This is a genomic window from Vibrio coralliilyticus ATCC BAA-450, from assembly GCF_000176135.1.
Taxonomy (GTDB): Bacteria; Pseudomonadota; Gammaproteobacteria; order Enterobacterales; family Vibrionaceae; genus Vibrio; species Vibrio coralliilyticus.
Window position 1 is genome coordinate 830945 of record NZ_ACZN01000015.1, and the last position, 15263, is coordinate 846207.

Below are 15263 nucleotides of genomic sequence, written 5' to 3' on the forward strand. Positions count from 1 at the left end.
ATTCTTCTCCTTATGAGTATGACTCATTGAAGATATCGAAAGACAGATGGAGCCCTTTTTTCGACAACTGATCATGGCACTGAGGTACCACACCAGTCGCCGTGAAGTACCCTAGCACATTGCCATCTTCATCTAAGCCTTTACGGTGAAATTTAAAAATCTCCGACATGGTAATAATCTCACCTTCCATACCGTTGATTTCACAAATGCTGACCATACGACGCTTACCGTCCTCCTGACGCTCCATCTGCACAACCAAATGAATTGCAGAAGCGATCTGAGCCCGTAAGTTTTTAGCCGACATGTTCCAACCTGCCATCGCAAACATATTCTCGACACGAGACAAAGCATCGCGCGGCGTATTGGCGTGAATCGTAGCTAAAGAACCGTCATGCCCGGTATTCATGGCCGCTAGCATATCAACAGCTTCAGCGCCACGGACCTCCCCCAGCACAATGCGATCAGGTCGCATCCGAAGGGAGTTTTTAACCAAGTCACGCTGAGTGATTTCCCCTTTGCCTTCAAGATTGGCAGGGCGAGTCTCAAGGCGAACAACATGAGGTTGCTGCAACTGCAGTTCAGCGGAGTCTTCGATGGTCACAATTCGATCATCAGAGGGAATGAAGCCAGAGAAAATGTTTAATGTGGTGGTTTTACCCGAACCTGTACCACCCGAAATCAGTACATTGAGAGCACCATTAACCGCGGCTTCAACAAACTTGGCCATTTCTGGTGACAAAGAATTGAAGCTTAATAGGTTTTCCATATTAAGTTTTTCGACTGCGAAACGACGGATTGACACCGAGGCACCATCGAGGGCTAAAGGGGGAATGATGGCGTTAACACGTGAACCATCCACCAATCGTGCATCCACCATAGGCGAAGCTTCATCAATACGACGCCCAACTTGACTCACAATTCGATCGATAATGTTACGTAAGTGACGCTCGTCGAGAAACGTATAAGGAGTCAGTTCTAACTTACCACGACGTTCAACAAACACTTTTTTCGGGCCATTGACCAGAATATCAGAGACAGTTGCATCGTTAAGCAAAGGCTCTAGGGGCCCTAAGCCGAAGACTTCATCTTCAATTTGTTGAATCACACGCTTACGACCTTCCGCACTTAATGCATGGGTCTGATCGTCCGCCATCAGTTGAACAATCGCGTCGTGCAGTTCTTTTCGCGCTCTGTCATTTTCCAGACTCGCCAAAAGTCCTAAGTCCAATGTTTCTAACAGTCGCTGGTGGTAATAATGCTTAACCGCTAACTCTTGCTCTAACTGCTTACGCGCTTCCTCAACAGCGTGCTCTTTTGCTTCCGCTTCGAGCTTTTTTCTTTCTCGATAAGAATCGACAGGTTCATGAGACTGATGCAGCTCTAGCGAGACGCTTTCTTTTGGCTTGTCATCGACCATAGCTTGCTGTTGATTTTCTTCGGCCTCTGCTTCAGCGACCCTCTGCTGCAATTCTGGATTGATGTTTTTTCTTTTAAAGAACATAAAAGTTCCCTCTTAAAATATGCTCGCTAAGAAAACAACTTTTTGAACCAACCTTTTTTCACTTCATTATCTGGCATCAAGGTAGCCGCTAACTTCCTAACAGACTTAGCAATCGCACTCCCCTTTCTAGCTTGAATATAAGGGCGCCCTAAGTTGGCACTTTCAATCGCGACTTTGAATTCATTGGGTATGGTATGAATAGGGATATTACCTACCGTGTCCTGGATATCCTTTAACTTGATCGATTGACGCTTTTCGAAGCGATTCACGACCACTTCCATTTGCTCTTTGGATACGCCTAGTTCAAAGGTGAGTAACTTGAGAAGTTGAGTTGTATTTTTAATCGCTACTAAGTTTTGCTGTGTGATCATGAACACCTTGGTGGCAGGTGAAATCACGGAAGTAAATGTTCGGTCGAGCCCACGTGATAAATCAACAATCACATACGGGTACTGTTCTCTTAACACCGGAATCAGCTTATTCAGTTGGTTCGCTTTTTCAAAATTTTCATGGCTACTTTCACGTTTAAAACCGATAACATGCAGGCCCGATTCATGTTTAGTAACCAAGCTGCCCAGTGAGACGTCATCAAGGTCGGCTACATTGGCGATTGCATCAGCCAAACCATAGGTACTGTGGATATTTAGATAGTCTTCGATGACGCCAAATTGCATGTCCAGATCGAGCAATAAGACATGCTCAGGGTTCTGTTTGGCAATGGTTATTGCAGTGTTCAAAGCAATCATAGAGGCACCTGCGCCACCTTTAGTGTTCATAAACACCATCAGCTCGCCAAGATGACGGTTAGCAACTTTATCTTCAGCAACATTTTTCAGCAGAGGTACCAGTTCGTCGAGCATCGCTTTATCGGAAATGAAATCAGCCGCTCCAATTCTCAGCGCTATTTTCAATGCACCGTTATCATTTTCATTACCAAAGACAATTAAGGAAGCTTCATGACCACTTTCGGCAGAATCAGGGGCTTCATATTGCTGCAGTTCGACAATTTTCTGTGCCCAATTCGGCCCAGTTTCAACGAAAATCAAATCAGGAGGAGAGAAGTGAGATAGATTACTCACAACTAAGCCATGGAATGAGATCATTTCAAAACTCACGCTCTGGCATTTAGACAATTCATGGCTAATGTGCAGGTGAAAAGCATCAGACGAGTAAAATACCCAAATTGTTAAATTGGTTTTCAATCTGATAGGACAATCTCCATTTGGTGTAAGCTTAACCGCTTCTCCCATACCCTTTCTCCTAGCAGCCCGCTAGATGAAGTATTAACATACTTCAAAGCATTCCAGTCTCTATAACCCTTCATATCTACTGGATTAACTTTGACTGCATTCTCTTTTATTAGTCTAATTGTAGAAAACAGCGTGACTTATGTCATAGTTTCGACCATAAGTTATCGAAGCTATTTCTCTAGGACACTATTTTTTCCCTGAGCCTTGGCCAAAATTCTCAATAACTTGGCTATCTGTGCCTGACAACTCAGAGTCCTGCTTACCAGTATAAATTTGATAAGCCCCTTCCATCCGCTCACCACTACCTGTCGGGATCACCTCAAGATTATCTCTGCTCGCATTCGGGTTATAAGTCTGCTCAGATGCTATTTTTGCAACATGCTCGCCGAGGCGGTCTGCATTGTTAACGCAACCTAGTAGCGTGAAAGGCAGGCATAAAATACAAATCTGTAAATATCGATAAATCATATTGCCTCCTATAAACTGTGTCCGAAGGTACCTTCAGTGCCACCTTTGGAATAATCCACCATGGGCGCACTACGCTCTGCTTTTGGTTTCGATGCATCAGCAGGTTCAAGATAGGCACCTCGACCAAGCAAATAGTATTCAAAATCATTTGGCTCAACGAACGAGTCTGTCGGCAACGTCACCCGGTTGCGATCAATAGGTTTAGCCAAGCGTGGAGTCACCAGAATCACCAACTCAGTCTCACCTGAGATATATTCCTGACTATTAAACATCTGTCCAAGAATTGGGATATCGCTGAAACCCGGCATTTCAGCAACAGAGTCCCTTACATTCTCACTCAACAAACCAGCTATCCCAATAGTCTGCCCATCCGCTAACTCCAGTGTCGACGATGCGCTACGACGTGTAATCGGGGGGATGACATAGGTGGCGTTCGTACCACCAGGGGCAAGGGTTAATGTGGCAGAATTGGCGATTTCACTCACGTCCACCGCAAGATTAAGGTTGATTTTCTGATCTGTGAGTATCGTAGGAATGAATTTTAAACCTACTCCGTACTCTTTGTATTCGATTGTAATACCGTCCTCATCAGGTACAGGGATAGGAAATTCCCCACCAGCTAAAAATTCAGCTTTCGCACCACTCAGCGCTGTAAGATTAGGTTCAGCAAGGACTTTGGCCGTACCGTTCTGCTTGGCAATATCCAAGGCGAATGTAAAGAAGGTATTGCTGTCTATCAGTGTTCCTAGCAACCCCGTATTTTCAATAGTCGGTGCATTAAAAATCGGCGCGACAACATTGTTCACATCGTCAATGGATCCCCCTGCCGATGTGCCCCCCCAATTGAAGTCACCACTCGACTGAAAGAAATGAAAATTAGAGTCAAATTTTCTGACTAACGTACGCTGCACTTCCGCAACCGTAACTTCCAACATCACCTGTTGTGCTCCGCCAATAGTAAGCAGATTGATGACCCCTGTTTTTGAAACTTGCTCACTCAGAGATTCCGTTTCTTTGTCGACTTCTTGGCCAGCGGCATAAGTTTCTGCCACTCTTAAAGCAATGTTCATCGCCGATTGAGAGCTGACTAGGCCACTGAGTATCAGTCTATTTTGCGCGCTGTGCACACCAATTTCTTCATCGGGAAGGAATTCGAATAGCTTGGCTTTTAAACTGTTGAGGTCATGCGTCACTTCGATATTGATGGACTCAATTAATCGGCCTCGACTATCCCAAGCCATCAGGTTAGTCGAACCCAATTTTTTACCGATCAAGAAGACTTCATTGGATTTAAGCATCACAATATCCAACACTTCTGGATCACCAAGTGATACCCGTTTTGCTTTTCCAACTAAAGTGACATGGGTCGATTTATGATGAGGGACTTTAACCACTTTGCTCGACTGAGTTGCAGCGTGTGATTGGAACGAACTCAGCACTAATATAATCATTAGAGTAATTATGTTTTTCATAGCTCACCTCAATCCTTGACTCGGATATTGCTAGACTGTGTGCCTTTAATGATGGTGACACTTGGCGCTACATAGCGTTTGACCGCTTTTTCTTCTTCATGAGGATTTCTCAGCGTCAGCTGAATTTCCCCTTTACTGCGTGCCGTGAGTAATTTTTCCGCTTGTCTTGGTGTAACTTCCAGCGTCACAGCTCGCACGATGATGGGTTTGTTGTCTTTGGTTCGAGCAGTTTGATCTACCGCAAGTACCTTAATGTCTTTCAAAACGGTCGACGTTGACGCTGATGTTTCGCTGTATTTTACAGTACTTAAAATATCGACCTTATTTCCCGGAAGAAGAAACCCTGCCACACCAATGACGTCATTCACCCTGATCGTCACAGCTCGTTTATTTTCAGGAATTAATGCAGCCAGAGTAGAGCCTTCACCAGGCACGGTAAGACGATTTTGGTTAATGATTTCGCCGGGAAAAATACTGGTTGCAACGACTTGACCAATTAACTCTTCTGAGCTGGTGAACTGAAACTCGTCACGCCAATCTTTCTCCAACAGCTTGCTCGTCAGATGCTGCTCACCAATAACACTCCCTGCTGGGATTTCCTGAGCAGCGACGACAACCGGTTCTCTCTCTACCACTTCTACTTCGGTTTGTGGCTGAAGTTGTCTGTCCATCCACTGCTTAGCAAAAAATACTGCCCCTAAGCCAAATGCGATAGACAGCAAAAAAAGCAAAATAACTTGATTTCGACTCATCGAGCGCCTCCTCCTTTACCATCAGCAGTAAAATAGACTTCCCAGGCGCGATTTATGATTTCAGGGGAGATAACGGGGTCAATTTCTTCAAATACAATGATATCTCGGCTGATCCCTACGATGTCTTTGGGTAGACAGGGATAAAAGCCCACGTCGTGCTGACGGTGTAATTCAAACAAAGTGTCAAAACATCCCTCTGCGAGAGACAAATCTTTCGAACTGGAAATGATGTCCCAGAGCTCTCGGTATTCATGCTCTAGAAGTGGTCCAAATTGAATTTTGTAGCCTAACCGACGCAAAAACGCAGGATCACTGATCTTTTCTGGATCGAGATTCGTAGAAAAGGCGAGCGTCAGAATAAATGGAATGGAAATTTGCTGACCATTAGGTAAATTGAGGTAATCGTAAAAATACTCCATCGGCACAATCCAACGATTGAGTAGAGTATCGACGGGCATGGGTTGTCGGCCCAAATCGTCAATGATGAAAATACCGTTATTGGCCATCATTTGCAGCGGAGCTAACCACACTTTGTTGTGTTCACTGTGATTGACTTCAAGCATGTCCATGGTGAGCTCACCACCAACCTGAATACTAGGACGTTCACACAGCGCCCACCTGCGATCGAAGTGCTCTTTAAACGAAATGGAATGTATTTCTTCACTCCGCACTCGCTTATGATGCTGGGGTGAAAAAACTTTGATGATGTTGCCCGCCGCGAAAACAGAATATGGCACGTAAATCGATGTATTAAGTGAGTTAAGGATCTTGGTTGCAACAAACGTCTTCCCTGAACCTGCGCTGCCATACAAAAGTAATGCCCTGCCTGAGTTGATAGCAGGCCCAAGCACACCCACCATGCGTTGAGCACCAAGAACATCTGACAATGCGTATTCTACGTCGGCCCGATTTACCATTTGTGCTCGAACGTCTTGCGCTTCGACCATTTGGCTGTATTGACGGAGTGAGACAGGTACAGGCCCTAAGTAGGCATCTTTTACAAATGCAATGTCTGCTTCTTGAATCCCAGATTCTGATAAACCATAACGAACATGACCGCTCGATTGAGCTGTGAAGCTCGCTGGCGTCGCCTGAAAAACTTCGACTAACGACTTAGCTCTGAGTCCGGCAATAATGTCTTCGATTAAATGGCTGTTGATACACAGTAATTTGGTGAGTTGTAAGATGTCTGATTTAGGGTAGGCAGCCAAGTGTTTTACGACTAGATTTTCCACCACAGCTTGGGGCACACCCAGATCGTCAAAGGTGGTTGGAACAGGAGGCTCTTTAGCTTGTGGAGTGAGCTCGGTCCTGTGTCGAACTTGAGTCGTCGCCTGAACCATAATGACTCCTTGTCATCAATTCAGAAAATAAAAATAAATCGCAATTCCAATTACAACTACGGGGGCAAATGGCATTTGATAGTGGTCACTCATTTTCTGTTTAGGTGGCCCAAGCATTTTGGTTCCCGAAGCACCATACAAAGCAAATAGCGAATATTTTGAAAAAAGTACTTTGGCTTTCTCAGGGGATTCAGCTAAACGCAATAGTGCGAAAAATATACCAACAACAACACTGGAAATTGCAATCCAAAACACCGCTTGTGTTATATGTTCTGGACCTAGCCAAAACCCGACAACACCCAAAAGTTTTACATCACCTGGTGCCATCACCTTCAAAAAGTAAAGAATCAGTGCACAAATAAAGCAAGTAATACCAGTACCAACCGACCATAATAAAAGTGGATAATCTTGAATAATAAAAAGTTTATTTATTAAATCTAAAAACAAAATTATTAATAATAAGGTATTAGGAATTCGATGCTCTTTTGCGTCTGAGACGGCTACAGCAAACAAGACTATCCAAATAAATAAGTTCATTTAACCGTCCCTTGCGTATAAGTTTTAGCTAAATATAGTCGCAAACTCCGCAGATAAAATACCTCTGATGGCAATAAACAATCCTGCAAACCCAGCGACAATCAAGCCAGCTCCCACTACATACTCTACGACTGTAAGCCCCTCTTCATCACGACAAAATTCAACAACACTCATCACCACACCCTCCTCACAAACGTACAAAGGACCCATAATATACATCATGGGCCTGTACATTTGTTCCTCAGTCGTGGTTAAGTCATACACGACTGTGATTTAGCCAAATACGCCTGTTAGCTGAGTTTCTAACGTACTACTAAAGGTTGTAAATATCCCAGTAAGACCTGCAACTATTAGCCCTGCACCAACAACATACTCAACAACAGTCAACCCTTCTTCATCCTTAAGAAATGCTTTGATATTAACTAGTACTTTATTCATGACCTGTCTCCTTTCTAAAAGTACACCAAGCTGTCACGCTTAAAGTTAATTTAGGTTTTACAGGAAATAAGAGTTAGGATTTTTTTAACTATCTTTTGCACTTTTTTGCCATATTTAATTCATCACTCAGCGAATTATTAAAAGAAAAACATCGATGATGTTTTAATTTAGAATAAATACTCATGATATTTTAATTAACCATATTCAGCACAATATATTGTTTTTATTTACTTATTTTATATTGAATATCTAATGGTTTATTAGATGGTGCCTTTGTTTAACCCAGTCTCACTTCTGAAACTTGACAAAACCGCCAGAGCACAAAAGTAAGACCTTCATCATATTTATGAGTAGCCATAATTATAATTAAATCAATATGAGCATTACTAACACTAGTGAATTGTATCGTTCTGGTTGAGTTCGACTACCACTCACCTACCATTACTAGTGATAGTGAGGATAGTAAGACAGGAAACAGCGCATAGTGGATGTTTTACATAAAGGATACTGGCTAGGCCAATCAATAAGTTACGTCACCAAGGACGTCGTTCGAGATTTAGAAAGACGTTTCCTCCTTCTCGATTACGGCTATGATGTTTCGGTCCTAAGCGAAAATGATATCCACTTCTGCTTCTTCTTTTATGAAGAAAATTTCCATTCGCTATTTCTTACCGCAGCTAAGCTATGTCAAAACCTCAACAAACACTTAGTTGTCATCTATAAAGACCAACTCAATCATGATGTGGAAGAGCTCGATGTCGTTTTCTCCACATTCAACCTCAATCAAGGCGAGATGAAGTCTTGGGCTGAAAAACTCAGCAACCAAGTGTATCACCAATTCAATCAACATCAGGAAATTCTTGAGATACACAAAGTATCAGCGATTGTTGAACAAAAACACATCAGCAAAGATCTGGTCGAAATCCTAAGATACATAGATAAAAATTTATCTAGAACCATCAGAGAGGAAGATATTGCAGAGTATTGCCATTACTCTGTTACATACTTCTCAAAATTCTTCCATAAATCGATTGGAGTCAGTTTCAGAGACTACCTCACCCTTAAAAGAATTAGTCTTGCTAAACAATTACTTAGTGACAAGAGAAAAGAGAAGATTTCATTTATAGCTTTTCAATGTGGCTACAACGATGTGTCTTACTTCTCACGCATCTTTAAGAAAAAAACGGGCTTCAGTCCGGCCATCTACCGCCAGCTACATTAGTTTTCACATCACGGTCACAAGTTCCTGTTGAACTACCCTCTAATACTTCCCTCTTTTTCACCCCGCGTGCTAAAGTTAACAAGCTGTTAACAATATAAAAAATACCATAACTTTGCCAATAACATGGAGTTAGAAAATGATTCAGCCTAACGAGTTAAGCAAAACGACTTGTGCTCTCCCACCACCAAATGAAATGATCCTTCGCTGGGCAGAGGAACGCCCAAATGAAGTGTATCTAAAACAAATTATTAACCGTCAATTCGTCGAGTCACCTATGCAGAAGTTGCTGACAAAGCACTAAAGCTGGTGTCTGCCTTAGAAGAGTTAGGTATACAGCCTCGCGATAAAGTGGCTCTGGTCTCGAAAAACTGTGCTGAATGGTTCATTTGCGACTTGGCAATGATGCTGGGCGATTTTGTCAGCGTCCCCATCTTCCCAACAGCGGGGGCCGACACCATTGAGTACTGCGTCACTCATAGTGAAAGTAAAGCGCTAATTGGCGGTAAGCTTGACGATGCTGCTGCAACTCAGCAAGTACTGGATGCAATGCCAAATCTAATCAGCATTTCGCTTCCATACGATACAGCACCGAAATGTCAGCACAGCTTTAACGACTTAATTGCTAAATCTCAGCCAAGCAATGCTCGTCCTGAACACTACGATGATAAGTTAATGTCGCTGGTGTACACATCAGGTACATCCGGCTTACCAAAAGGCGCGATGCTCACCTATGGCGCATTTAGCTGGTCAGTACAGCAACTGATCGATCATATCGGCATTCAGGAAAATGACCGTTTGTTCTCTTATTTGCCGCTGGCGCATATCACTGAGCGCGTGTACATCTTTGGTTCTTCCATCATGGGTGGAGTCCCGACTGCATTCCCTGAATCCCTTGATACTTTCATCGAAGACGTCAAAATGCACCGCCCTACACTATTTATCTCGGTGCCGCGCCTTTGGACCTTATTCCAGCAACGCATTCAAGACAAACTACCGCAGAAGAAACTCAATATCCTGCTCAAGATTCCTTTTGTTAACTCCTTGATTAAGAAGAAACTCGCTGACGGTCTTGGACTGGATCAGGCTCGTGTTTTGGGCTGTGGTTCTGCTCCCGTCTCTCCAGCCTTGCTTAACTGGTACCATAGCGTTGGCCTCAACATCACCGAAGCTTGGGGAATGACCGAGTCATTCGCATACAGTACCCTCAACTACCCATTCAGAGCAGATAAAATTGGCTCAGTCGGTAATGCAGGCCCAGGGATCGAGCTTAAGATCGCAGAAGATGAAGAGATCATGGTTCGTGGCAAAGGTCTGTTTTCTGGATACTACAAAAACGATATTGCTACTCAAGAGTCATTTGATTCCGAGGGCTGGTTACACACTGGGGATATCGGCTTTATCGACGCAGATGGCTACTTAACCATTCAGGGCCGTAAAAAGGACACCTTCAAAACAGCCAAAGGTAAATTCGTTGCACCTGTACCAATTGAGAAAAAACTATTTGAATACAGCCGTGTGGAGATGATGTGTTTGATCGGACTAGGTCTCCCGGCTCCTATCCTATTGGTAGTCCCTCACGATTTCCCTAACTTCGATCGTGCGCGATATGAAAGAACCACAAAGAAGGTAGTGGAAAGAATGAATGCAGAGTTAGAGTCTCATGAACAGATTAAAGGGGTTCTGATGATCAAAGACCCTTGGAGTATTGAAAATGGCATCCTCACTCCAACTTTGAAAATCAAACGTCATGTCCTTGAGCAAAAATACCACGACGTGGGTCATAACTGGCCGAAGGGTCAACTCGTCGTCTGGGAAGACTAAAAATCTATAGGTAAAAGGAGAGCGAGAGCTCTCCTTTTTGCTTTTTTATCAATTGAGATTATGATGCTTAGCCATAAGGGAGCTCAACGCAAGGAATTATTATGGATGCAAGGTTGCATCATCTACCAGGTCTACGTTATTTCGAAGTGGCCGCTAGACTTAATAGCTATAGCCGCGCAGCAGAAGAGCTGTTCATCAGTCAAGCTGCGGTTAGCCAAAAAATACGTCAATTGGAAGATGGACTAGGCTGCAAACTCTTTGTCCGTGACGGACGAGAAATGCGCTTGACTGAACAGGGCAAAATACTCTTCAAGCACGTATCTCATGGTTTCGAACATATCATCACAGGGTTAAATCAGATCCAAAGTGAACCCATAGAAGGCCTACTGTGCGTTAATTCAACGCCTTCGTTTGCTTCCCGATGGTTACTACCTAGGCTGTGGAAGTTTTCCACTCAGCACCCGAACATTCCGATTCGCATCCTTACTAGCTGTGATGCACCAAATTTAAAGCAAGGTGATGCGGATCTCGCTATCTGGCAAGGCGAACAACTCGACATAGAAAGCAACAAATCCTTCCACAAAGAGTTTTTATTCGAAGAAACGATTTATCCGTTTTGCTCTCCTCACCTTGCTAAGTCTATTAATTTAAAAAAGCCATCTCAACTACAAGCATGCTGGCTAATTCACTATGAATCAGGAGGCTATCCATGGGAGTCATGGTTCGCTCAAGCAGGTGTCAGCATGAGCAAAAACTCCGTTCGTTGGATGGAAGTTAGTACCTTTGACCATGCGATGAAAGCCGTGATGTCTGGCCATGGAGCCTGTCTTGCTTCTGACTCTCTCGCCAGTGATTACGTTGAACGAGGCCTGTTAGTCAAACCTTTTGATATAGGCATGACACCGGGTATCCAGTTCAACCTTTTCTATAGTGAAGATTCTCCGCGTAAAAAACGTATCCAAGCGTTTGTTAACTGGCTCCAGGGTGAAATCAGTGATCAACAGAGCTAGTCATCCCAAAATGGCCGGCGAGATTCACGTGCCGCCTCTTCATGCTCAACACCAATGTCACGTAGCATGTGCCCAGACAAGTGATTGAGCTGGCGTCGAGTACGGTAATTTCGTCGCCATCTTTTGATTTTAGTTAAGAATTTCTGTCTTAAGGAAAGACGTTCATCAATTGAGCACGTTGGAGATTTAGCAGTAGTTTCCATAACTTCACCTTGCCTTTATTAAGATTCGACTTAATAATCGGACAATATCGCATCACTCTCAAACGATGGAATTTGACCTTTAGTTAAGGAAAACTTAAGTGAAAGATCGCCTCCCTCCTTTACAAGGACTGTATTACTTTTACACAGCAGCACAATTAGGTAGCTTTAAGAAAGCCGCTGAACATTTGTTTGTCACTGCCGCTGCAATCAGCCAACAAATACGTCAGCTAGAAGAGTTTCTGGGCGTAGAACTCTTTGTGCGCCAGCACCGAAAAGTTCAGCTTACTGCGGAAGGCGAAATTCTTTATCAGCAAGCTCGAAAAGGCTTTGAGCACATTCAGGATGGAGTTCGTCAAATCAATTCGGATCCTAACCCAAACTTATTGTCTATTTCGACACTGCCTTCTTTTGCTCAACACTGGCTTGTACCGAGAATCGGTCATTTCAGAGCTCTACACCCAGAACAAGAACTCATGATGAACCCACCAGCGAACTAGTGGACTTTCAACGATCTAACCTTGATCTATGCATTCGTTATGGGCCGGGAAACTACCCGAATCTAACATCCAAGCTCATGCTTGAAGAGCTGCTCTATCCTGTATGCCACCCAATCTACCAAGAAAGGCATGGTATTTATGATCTTAGTGACTTAACGGGCGCGGATCTGATCGAAGATTATTGGCGAGATCTCGATTGGGGAATATGGCTACAAAACGTTGGTCATAAGACCTCGAAACCGACGTTAAAATACAACGGTTCGCATTTTGTTCTGGAAGGAGCACTGGCCGTACAAGGAGTGGCTTTAGCCAAGCATACCCTGGCTCAGAGATACATTGAAGAAGGCAAATTAGTCCGCATAGGGAACCTCGCTCAGAGAACGGACTACAACTATTTCCTTTGTGCCCCTAGCGCCTATTTTAAGCGTGAGAAAATCCGTCAGTTCTGTGACTGGATTTTCAGCCAAGTCGAAGAATGTCAGAAAGAGCACCCTAGTGACTTGGAGATCATTGATTCTCGCAGCCCTAGGTGAGAAAACAGAAAAAGGAGCCCCAATAAAGAAAGCCCCTGAAGCTTTCACTTCAGGGGCTTTTAAGCTATCTAGCTAACGTAAAGAATTACTTCTTCTCGTTACGCTCTTTAACTTCTGCGATTACTTGCTCAGCAACGTTTGCCGGACAAGCTGCGTAGTGTGCGAACTCCATAGAGAACTGACCACGACCAGAAGTGATAGTACGTAGGTGACCGATGTAGCCAAACATTTCTGATAGAGGAACGTCAGCTTTAATACGAACGCCTGTAGTACCAGCTTGTTGGTCTTTGATCATACCACGACGACGGTTAAGGTCACCGATTACGTCACCAACGTTGTCTTCTGGAGTGAATACGTCAACGTTCATGATTGGCTCTAGAAGCTGTGCACCAGCTTTTGGCATAGACTGACGGAATGCACCTTTAGCAGCGATTTCGTAAGCAATAGCTGAAGAGTCAACTGCGTGGAAACCACCGTCGAATAGTTCAACTTCTACGTCTAGAGTTGGGAAGCCAGCTAGAACACCAGTTTCCATCATGCCTTCAAAGCCTTTCTCTACTGCAGGCCAGAATTCTTTAGGTACGTTACCACCAACAACTGTTGAAGAGAACGTGAAGCCAGAGTTTGGCTCACCTGGTTTGATGCGGTAGTCGATTTTCGCGAACTGACCAGAACCACCAGACTGCTTCTTGTGCGTGTAGCTATCTTCAACTGGTTGAGTGATAGTTTCACGGTAAGCTACCTGTGGAGCACCTACTTCTAGCTCAACGCCGTAAGTACGCTTAAGGATATCTACCTTGATGTCTAGGTGAAGTTCACCCATACCTTTCAGGATAGTTTCGCCTGAGTCTTCGTCAGTCTCAACTTGGAATGATGGATCTTCTGCAACCATCTTACCGATCGCGATACCCATCTTCTCAGTTGAACCTTTGTCCTTCGGAGAAACAGCGATAGAGATTACTGGTTCTGGGAAGATCATCGCTTCTAGAGTACATTCGTGCTTAGGATCACATAGAGTGTGACCAGTTTGAACGTTCTTCATACCTACTACAGCGATGATATCACCAGCTTGTGCTTCAGTAAGTTCGTTACGCTCGTCTGCCTGCATCTCACACATACGACCGATACGCTCAGTCTTACCAGTTGCAGAGTTAAGGATAGTATCACCCTTCTTCATGCGACCAGAGTAGATACGAATGAACGTTAGTGCACCGAAACGGTCGTCCATGATCTTAAATGCTAGTGCTTTTAGTGGCTCGTCTGCATCAACAGTTGCAACTTCACCAGTAGGCTCACCAGTTTCTGGATCTGTTAGAGGCTGAGGATCAACTTCAGTTGGCGCTGGTAGGTAATCTACAACAGCGTCTAGTACTAGCTGAACACCCTTGTTCTTGAACGCAGAACCACAGAATGTTGGGAAGAATGCTAGGTCACGAGTACCTTTACGGATACAACGCTTAATGTCTTCGATAGAAGGCTCTTCACCTTCCATGTAAGCTTCCATTAGGTCGTCGTCTTGCTCTACAGCAGTTTCAACTAGCTCTTCGCGGTACTGTTCTACATCATCAACCATATCAGCTGGAACGTCTTGAACTTCGTAGTTTTCTGGAAGACCAGAGTCATCCCATACGTACGCTTTACGAGTTAGTACGTCTACAACACCAACGAAATCGTCTTCACGACCGATAGGCAGAGTCATTACTAGTGGGTTGGCACCTAGAACGTTCTTTACTTGGTCAACAACATTGAAGAAGTCTGCACCCATACGGTCTAGTTTGTTAACGAAAATCAGACGAGATACTTCTGAATCGTTCGCGTAACGCCAGTTTGTTTCTGACTGAGGCTCAACACCACCAGAACCACAGAATACACCGATACCACCGTCAAGAACTTTAAGTGAACGGTATACTTCTACTGTAAAGTCAACGTGTCCCGGAGTATCGATAACGTTTAGGCGGTGGCCATTCCACTCACAAGTTACAGCTGCTGACTGGATAGTAATACCGCGCTCAGCTTCCTGATCCATGAAGTCAGTTGTAGACTCACCGTCGTGTACTTCACCAGTTTTGTGGATTTTACCAGTAAGCTTTAGAATACGCTCAGTGGTGGTAGTTTTACCCGCATCAACGTGCGCGAAAATACCAATGTTTCTGTACTTTGATAAATCTGCCATTGTCTTACTCTGTTTATAAGGTATAAATTGCGCGCAGAGTATA

General features: G+C 43.9%; 13 protein-coding genes and 2 pseudogenes. 4 read left to right on the forward strand and 11 right to left on the reverse strand.

Features of this window, described 5'->3' with window-relative positions; translation table 11 throughout:
- Positions 1-10: 10 nt before the first annotated feature.
- The 9 genes from VIC_RS11020 to VIC_RS11060 form a co-directional block, all read right to left on the reverse strand.
- Positions 11-1501, reverse strand: a complete 1491-nt coding sequence (locus tag VIC_RS11020) for an ATPase, T2SS/T4P/T4SS family (protein ID WP_006959811.1) — start codon at positions 1499-1501, stop codon at positions 11-13.
- Positions 1502-1527: 26 nt separating this feature from the next.
- Positions 1528-2751 carry an AAA family ATPase gene (locus VIC_RS11025; protein WP_006959812.1) on the reverse strand — a complete coding sequence of 408 codons (1224 nt, stop codon included), beginning with the start codon at positions 2749-2751 and terminating at the stop codon, positions 1528-1530.
- 186 nt (positions 2752-2937) lie between these two features.
- Complete coding sequence (locus tag VIC_RS11030; protein WP_006959813.1) at positions 2938-3219, reverse strand: hypothetical protein; 282 nt, start codon at positions 3217-3219, stop codon at positions 2938-2940.
- 8 nt (positions 3220-3227) lie between these two features.
- Positions 3228-4691, reverse strand: coding sequence for a type II and III secretion system protein family protein (locus tag VIC_RS11035; protein WP_038513361.1), 1464 nt, complete (start codon positions 4689-4691; stop codon positions 3228-3230).
- A gap of 8 nt (positions 4692-4699) precedes the next feature.
- Positions 4700-5443: a Flp pilus assembly protein CpaB gene (gene cpaB, locus VIC_RS11040; protein ID WP_006959815.1), complete on the reverse strand. Its 744-nt coding sequence runs from the start codon at positions 5441-5443 to the stop codon at positions 4700-4702.
- A complete protein-coding gene (locus tag VIC_RS11045) occupies positions 5440-6786 on the reverse strand; it encodes a P-loop NTPase family protein (RefSeq protein ID WP_006959816.1) in 1347 nt (448 codons plus the stop codon). The genes cpaB and VIC_RS11045 overlap by 4 nt, the downstream gene beginning before the upstream one ends.
- A 15-nt stretch (positions 6787-6801) precedes the next feature.
- On the reverse strand, positions 6802-7323 hold the full coding sequence (locus VIC_RS11050) for a prepilin peptidase (RefSeq protein WP_039951756.1): 522 nt from the start codon (positions 7321-7323) through the stop codon (positions 6802-6804).
- Between the two features lie 24 nt (positions 7324-7347).
- Positions 7348-7497: a Flp family type IVb pilin gene (locus tag VIC_RS26860; protein ID WP_006959818.1), complete on the reverse strand. Its 150-nt coding sequence runs from the start codon at positions 7495-7497 to the stop codon at positions 7348-7350.
- Between the two features lie 99 nt (positions 7498-7596).
- Positions 7597-7761 carry a Flp family type IVb pilin gene (locus VIC_RS11060; RefSeq protein ID WP_006959819.1) on the reverse strand — a complete coding sequence of 55 codons (165 nt, stop codon included), beginning with the start codon at positions 7759-7761 and terminating at the stop codon, positions 7597-7599.
- 484 nt (positions 7762-8245) lie between these two features.
- On the opposite strand from VIC_RS11060, the gene VIC_RS11065 reads away from it, so the two are divergent.
- From VIC_RS11065 to VIC_RS11075, 3 genes and pseudogenes are all read left to right on the forward strand, one after another.
- Positions 8246-8983, forward strand: a complete 738-nt coding sequence (locus VIC_RS11065) for a helix-turn-helix domain-containing protein (RefSeq protein ID WP_006959820.1) — start codon at positions 8246-8248, stop codon at positions 8981-8983.
- Positions 8984-9119: 136 nt separating this feature from the next.
- Positions 9120-10804 (forward strand): annotated as a pseudogene (locus tag VIC_RS11070) (AMP-binding protein).
- Positions 10805-10905: 101 nt separating this feature from the next.
- A complete protein-coding gene (locus VIC_RS11075) occupies positions 10906-11814 on the forward strand; it encodes a LysR substrate-binding domain-containing protein (RefSeq protein ID WP_006959821.1) in 909 nt (302 codons plus the stop codon).
- Here the strand turns inward: VIC_RS11075 and VIC_RS11080 are convergent.
- Complete coding sequence (locus VIC_RS11080; RefSeq protein ID WP_019274081.1) at positions 11811-12017, reverse strand: DUF1127 domain-containing protein; 207 nt, start codon at positions 12015-12017, stop codon at positions 11811-11813. The two genes, VIC_RS11075 and VIC_RS11080, sit on opposite strands and share 4 nt — an antisense overlap.
- Before the next feature lie 98 nt (positions 12018-12115).
- On the opposite strand from VIC_RS11080, the pseudogene VIC_RS11085 reads away from it, so the two are divergent.
- Positions 12116-13047, forward strand: a pseudogene (locus tag VIC_RS11085) (LysR substrate-binding domain-containing protein).
- Between the two features lie 85 nt (positions 13048-13132).
- Here the strand turns inward: VIC_RS11085 and fusA are convergent.
- Entirely contained in the window at positions 13133-15220 is a 2088-nt protein-coding gene (gene fusA, locus VIC_RS11090) for an elongation factor G (protein ID WP_006959822.1), read from the reverse strand.
- Positions 15221-15263: the final 43 nt, after the last annotated feature.

What these genes read in the sequence shown, in the direction of transcription:
- VIC_RS11020 (WP_006959811.1), bottom strand. Translation starts at nt 1,501, where the DNA reads ATGTTCTTTAAAAGAAAAAACATCAATCCAGAATTGCAGCAGAGGGTC.
- VIC_RS11025 (WP_006959812.1), bottom strand. Translation starts at nt 2,751, where the DNA reads ATGGGAGAAGCGGTTAAGCTTACACCAAATGGAGATTGTCCTATCAGA.
- VIC_RS11030 (WP_006959813.1), bottom strand. Translation starts at nt 3,219, where the DNA reads ATGATTTATCGATATTTACAGATTTGTATTTTATGCCTGCCTTTCACG.
- VIC_RS11035 (WP_038513361.1), bottom strand. Translation starts at nt 4,691, where the DNA reads ATGAAAAACATAATTACTCTAATGATTATATTAGTGCTGAGTTCGTTC.
- cpaB (WP_006959815.1), bottom strand. Translation starts at nt 5,443, where the DNA reads ATGAGTCGAAATCAAGTTATTTTGCTTTTTTTGCTGTCTATCGCATTT.
- VIC_RS11045 (WP_006959816.1), bottom strand. Translation starts at nt 6,786, where the DNA reads ATGGTTCAGGCGACGACTCAAGTTCGACACAGGACCGAGCTCACTCCA.
- VIC_RS11050 (WP_039951756.1), bottom strand. Translation starts at nt 7,323, where the DNA reads ATGAACTTATTTATTTGGATAGTCTTGTTTGCTGTAGCCGTCTCAGAC.
- VIC_RS26860 (WP_006959818.1), bottom strand. Translation starts at nt 7,497, where the DNA reads ATGAGTGTTGTTGAATTTTGTCGTGATGAAGAGGGGCTTACAGTCGTA.
- VIC_RS11060 (WP_006959819.1), bottom strand. Translation starts at nt 7,761, where the DNA reads ATGAATAAAGTACTAGTTAATATCAAAGCATTTCTTAAGGATGAAGAA.
- VIC_RS11075 (WP_006959821.1), top strand. Translation starts at nt 10,906, where the DNA reads ATGGATGCAAGGTTGCATCATCTACCAGGTCTACGTTATTTCGAAGTG.
- VIC_RS11080 (WP_019274081.1), bottom strand. Translation starts at nt 12,017, where the DNA reads ATGGAAACTACTGCTAAATCTCCAACGTGCTCAATTGATGAACGTCTT.
- fusA (WP_006959822.1), bottom strand. Translation starts at nt 15,220, where the DNA reads ATGGCAGATTTATCAAAGTACAGAAACATTGGTATTTTCGCGCACGTT.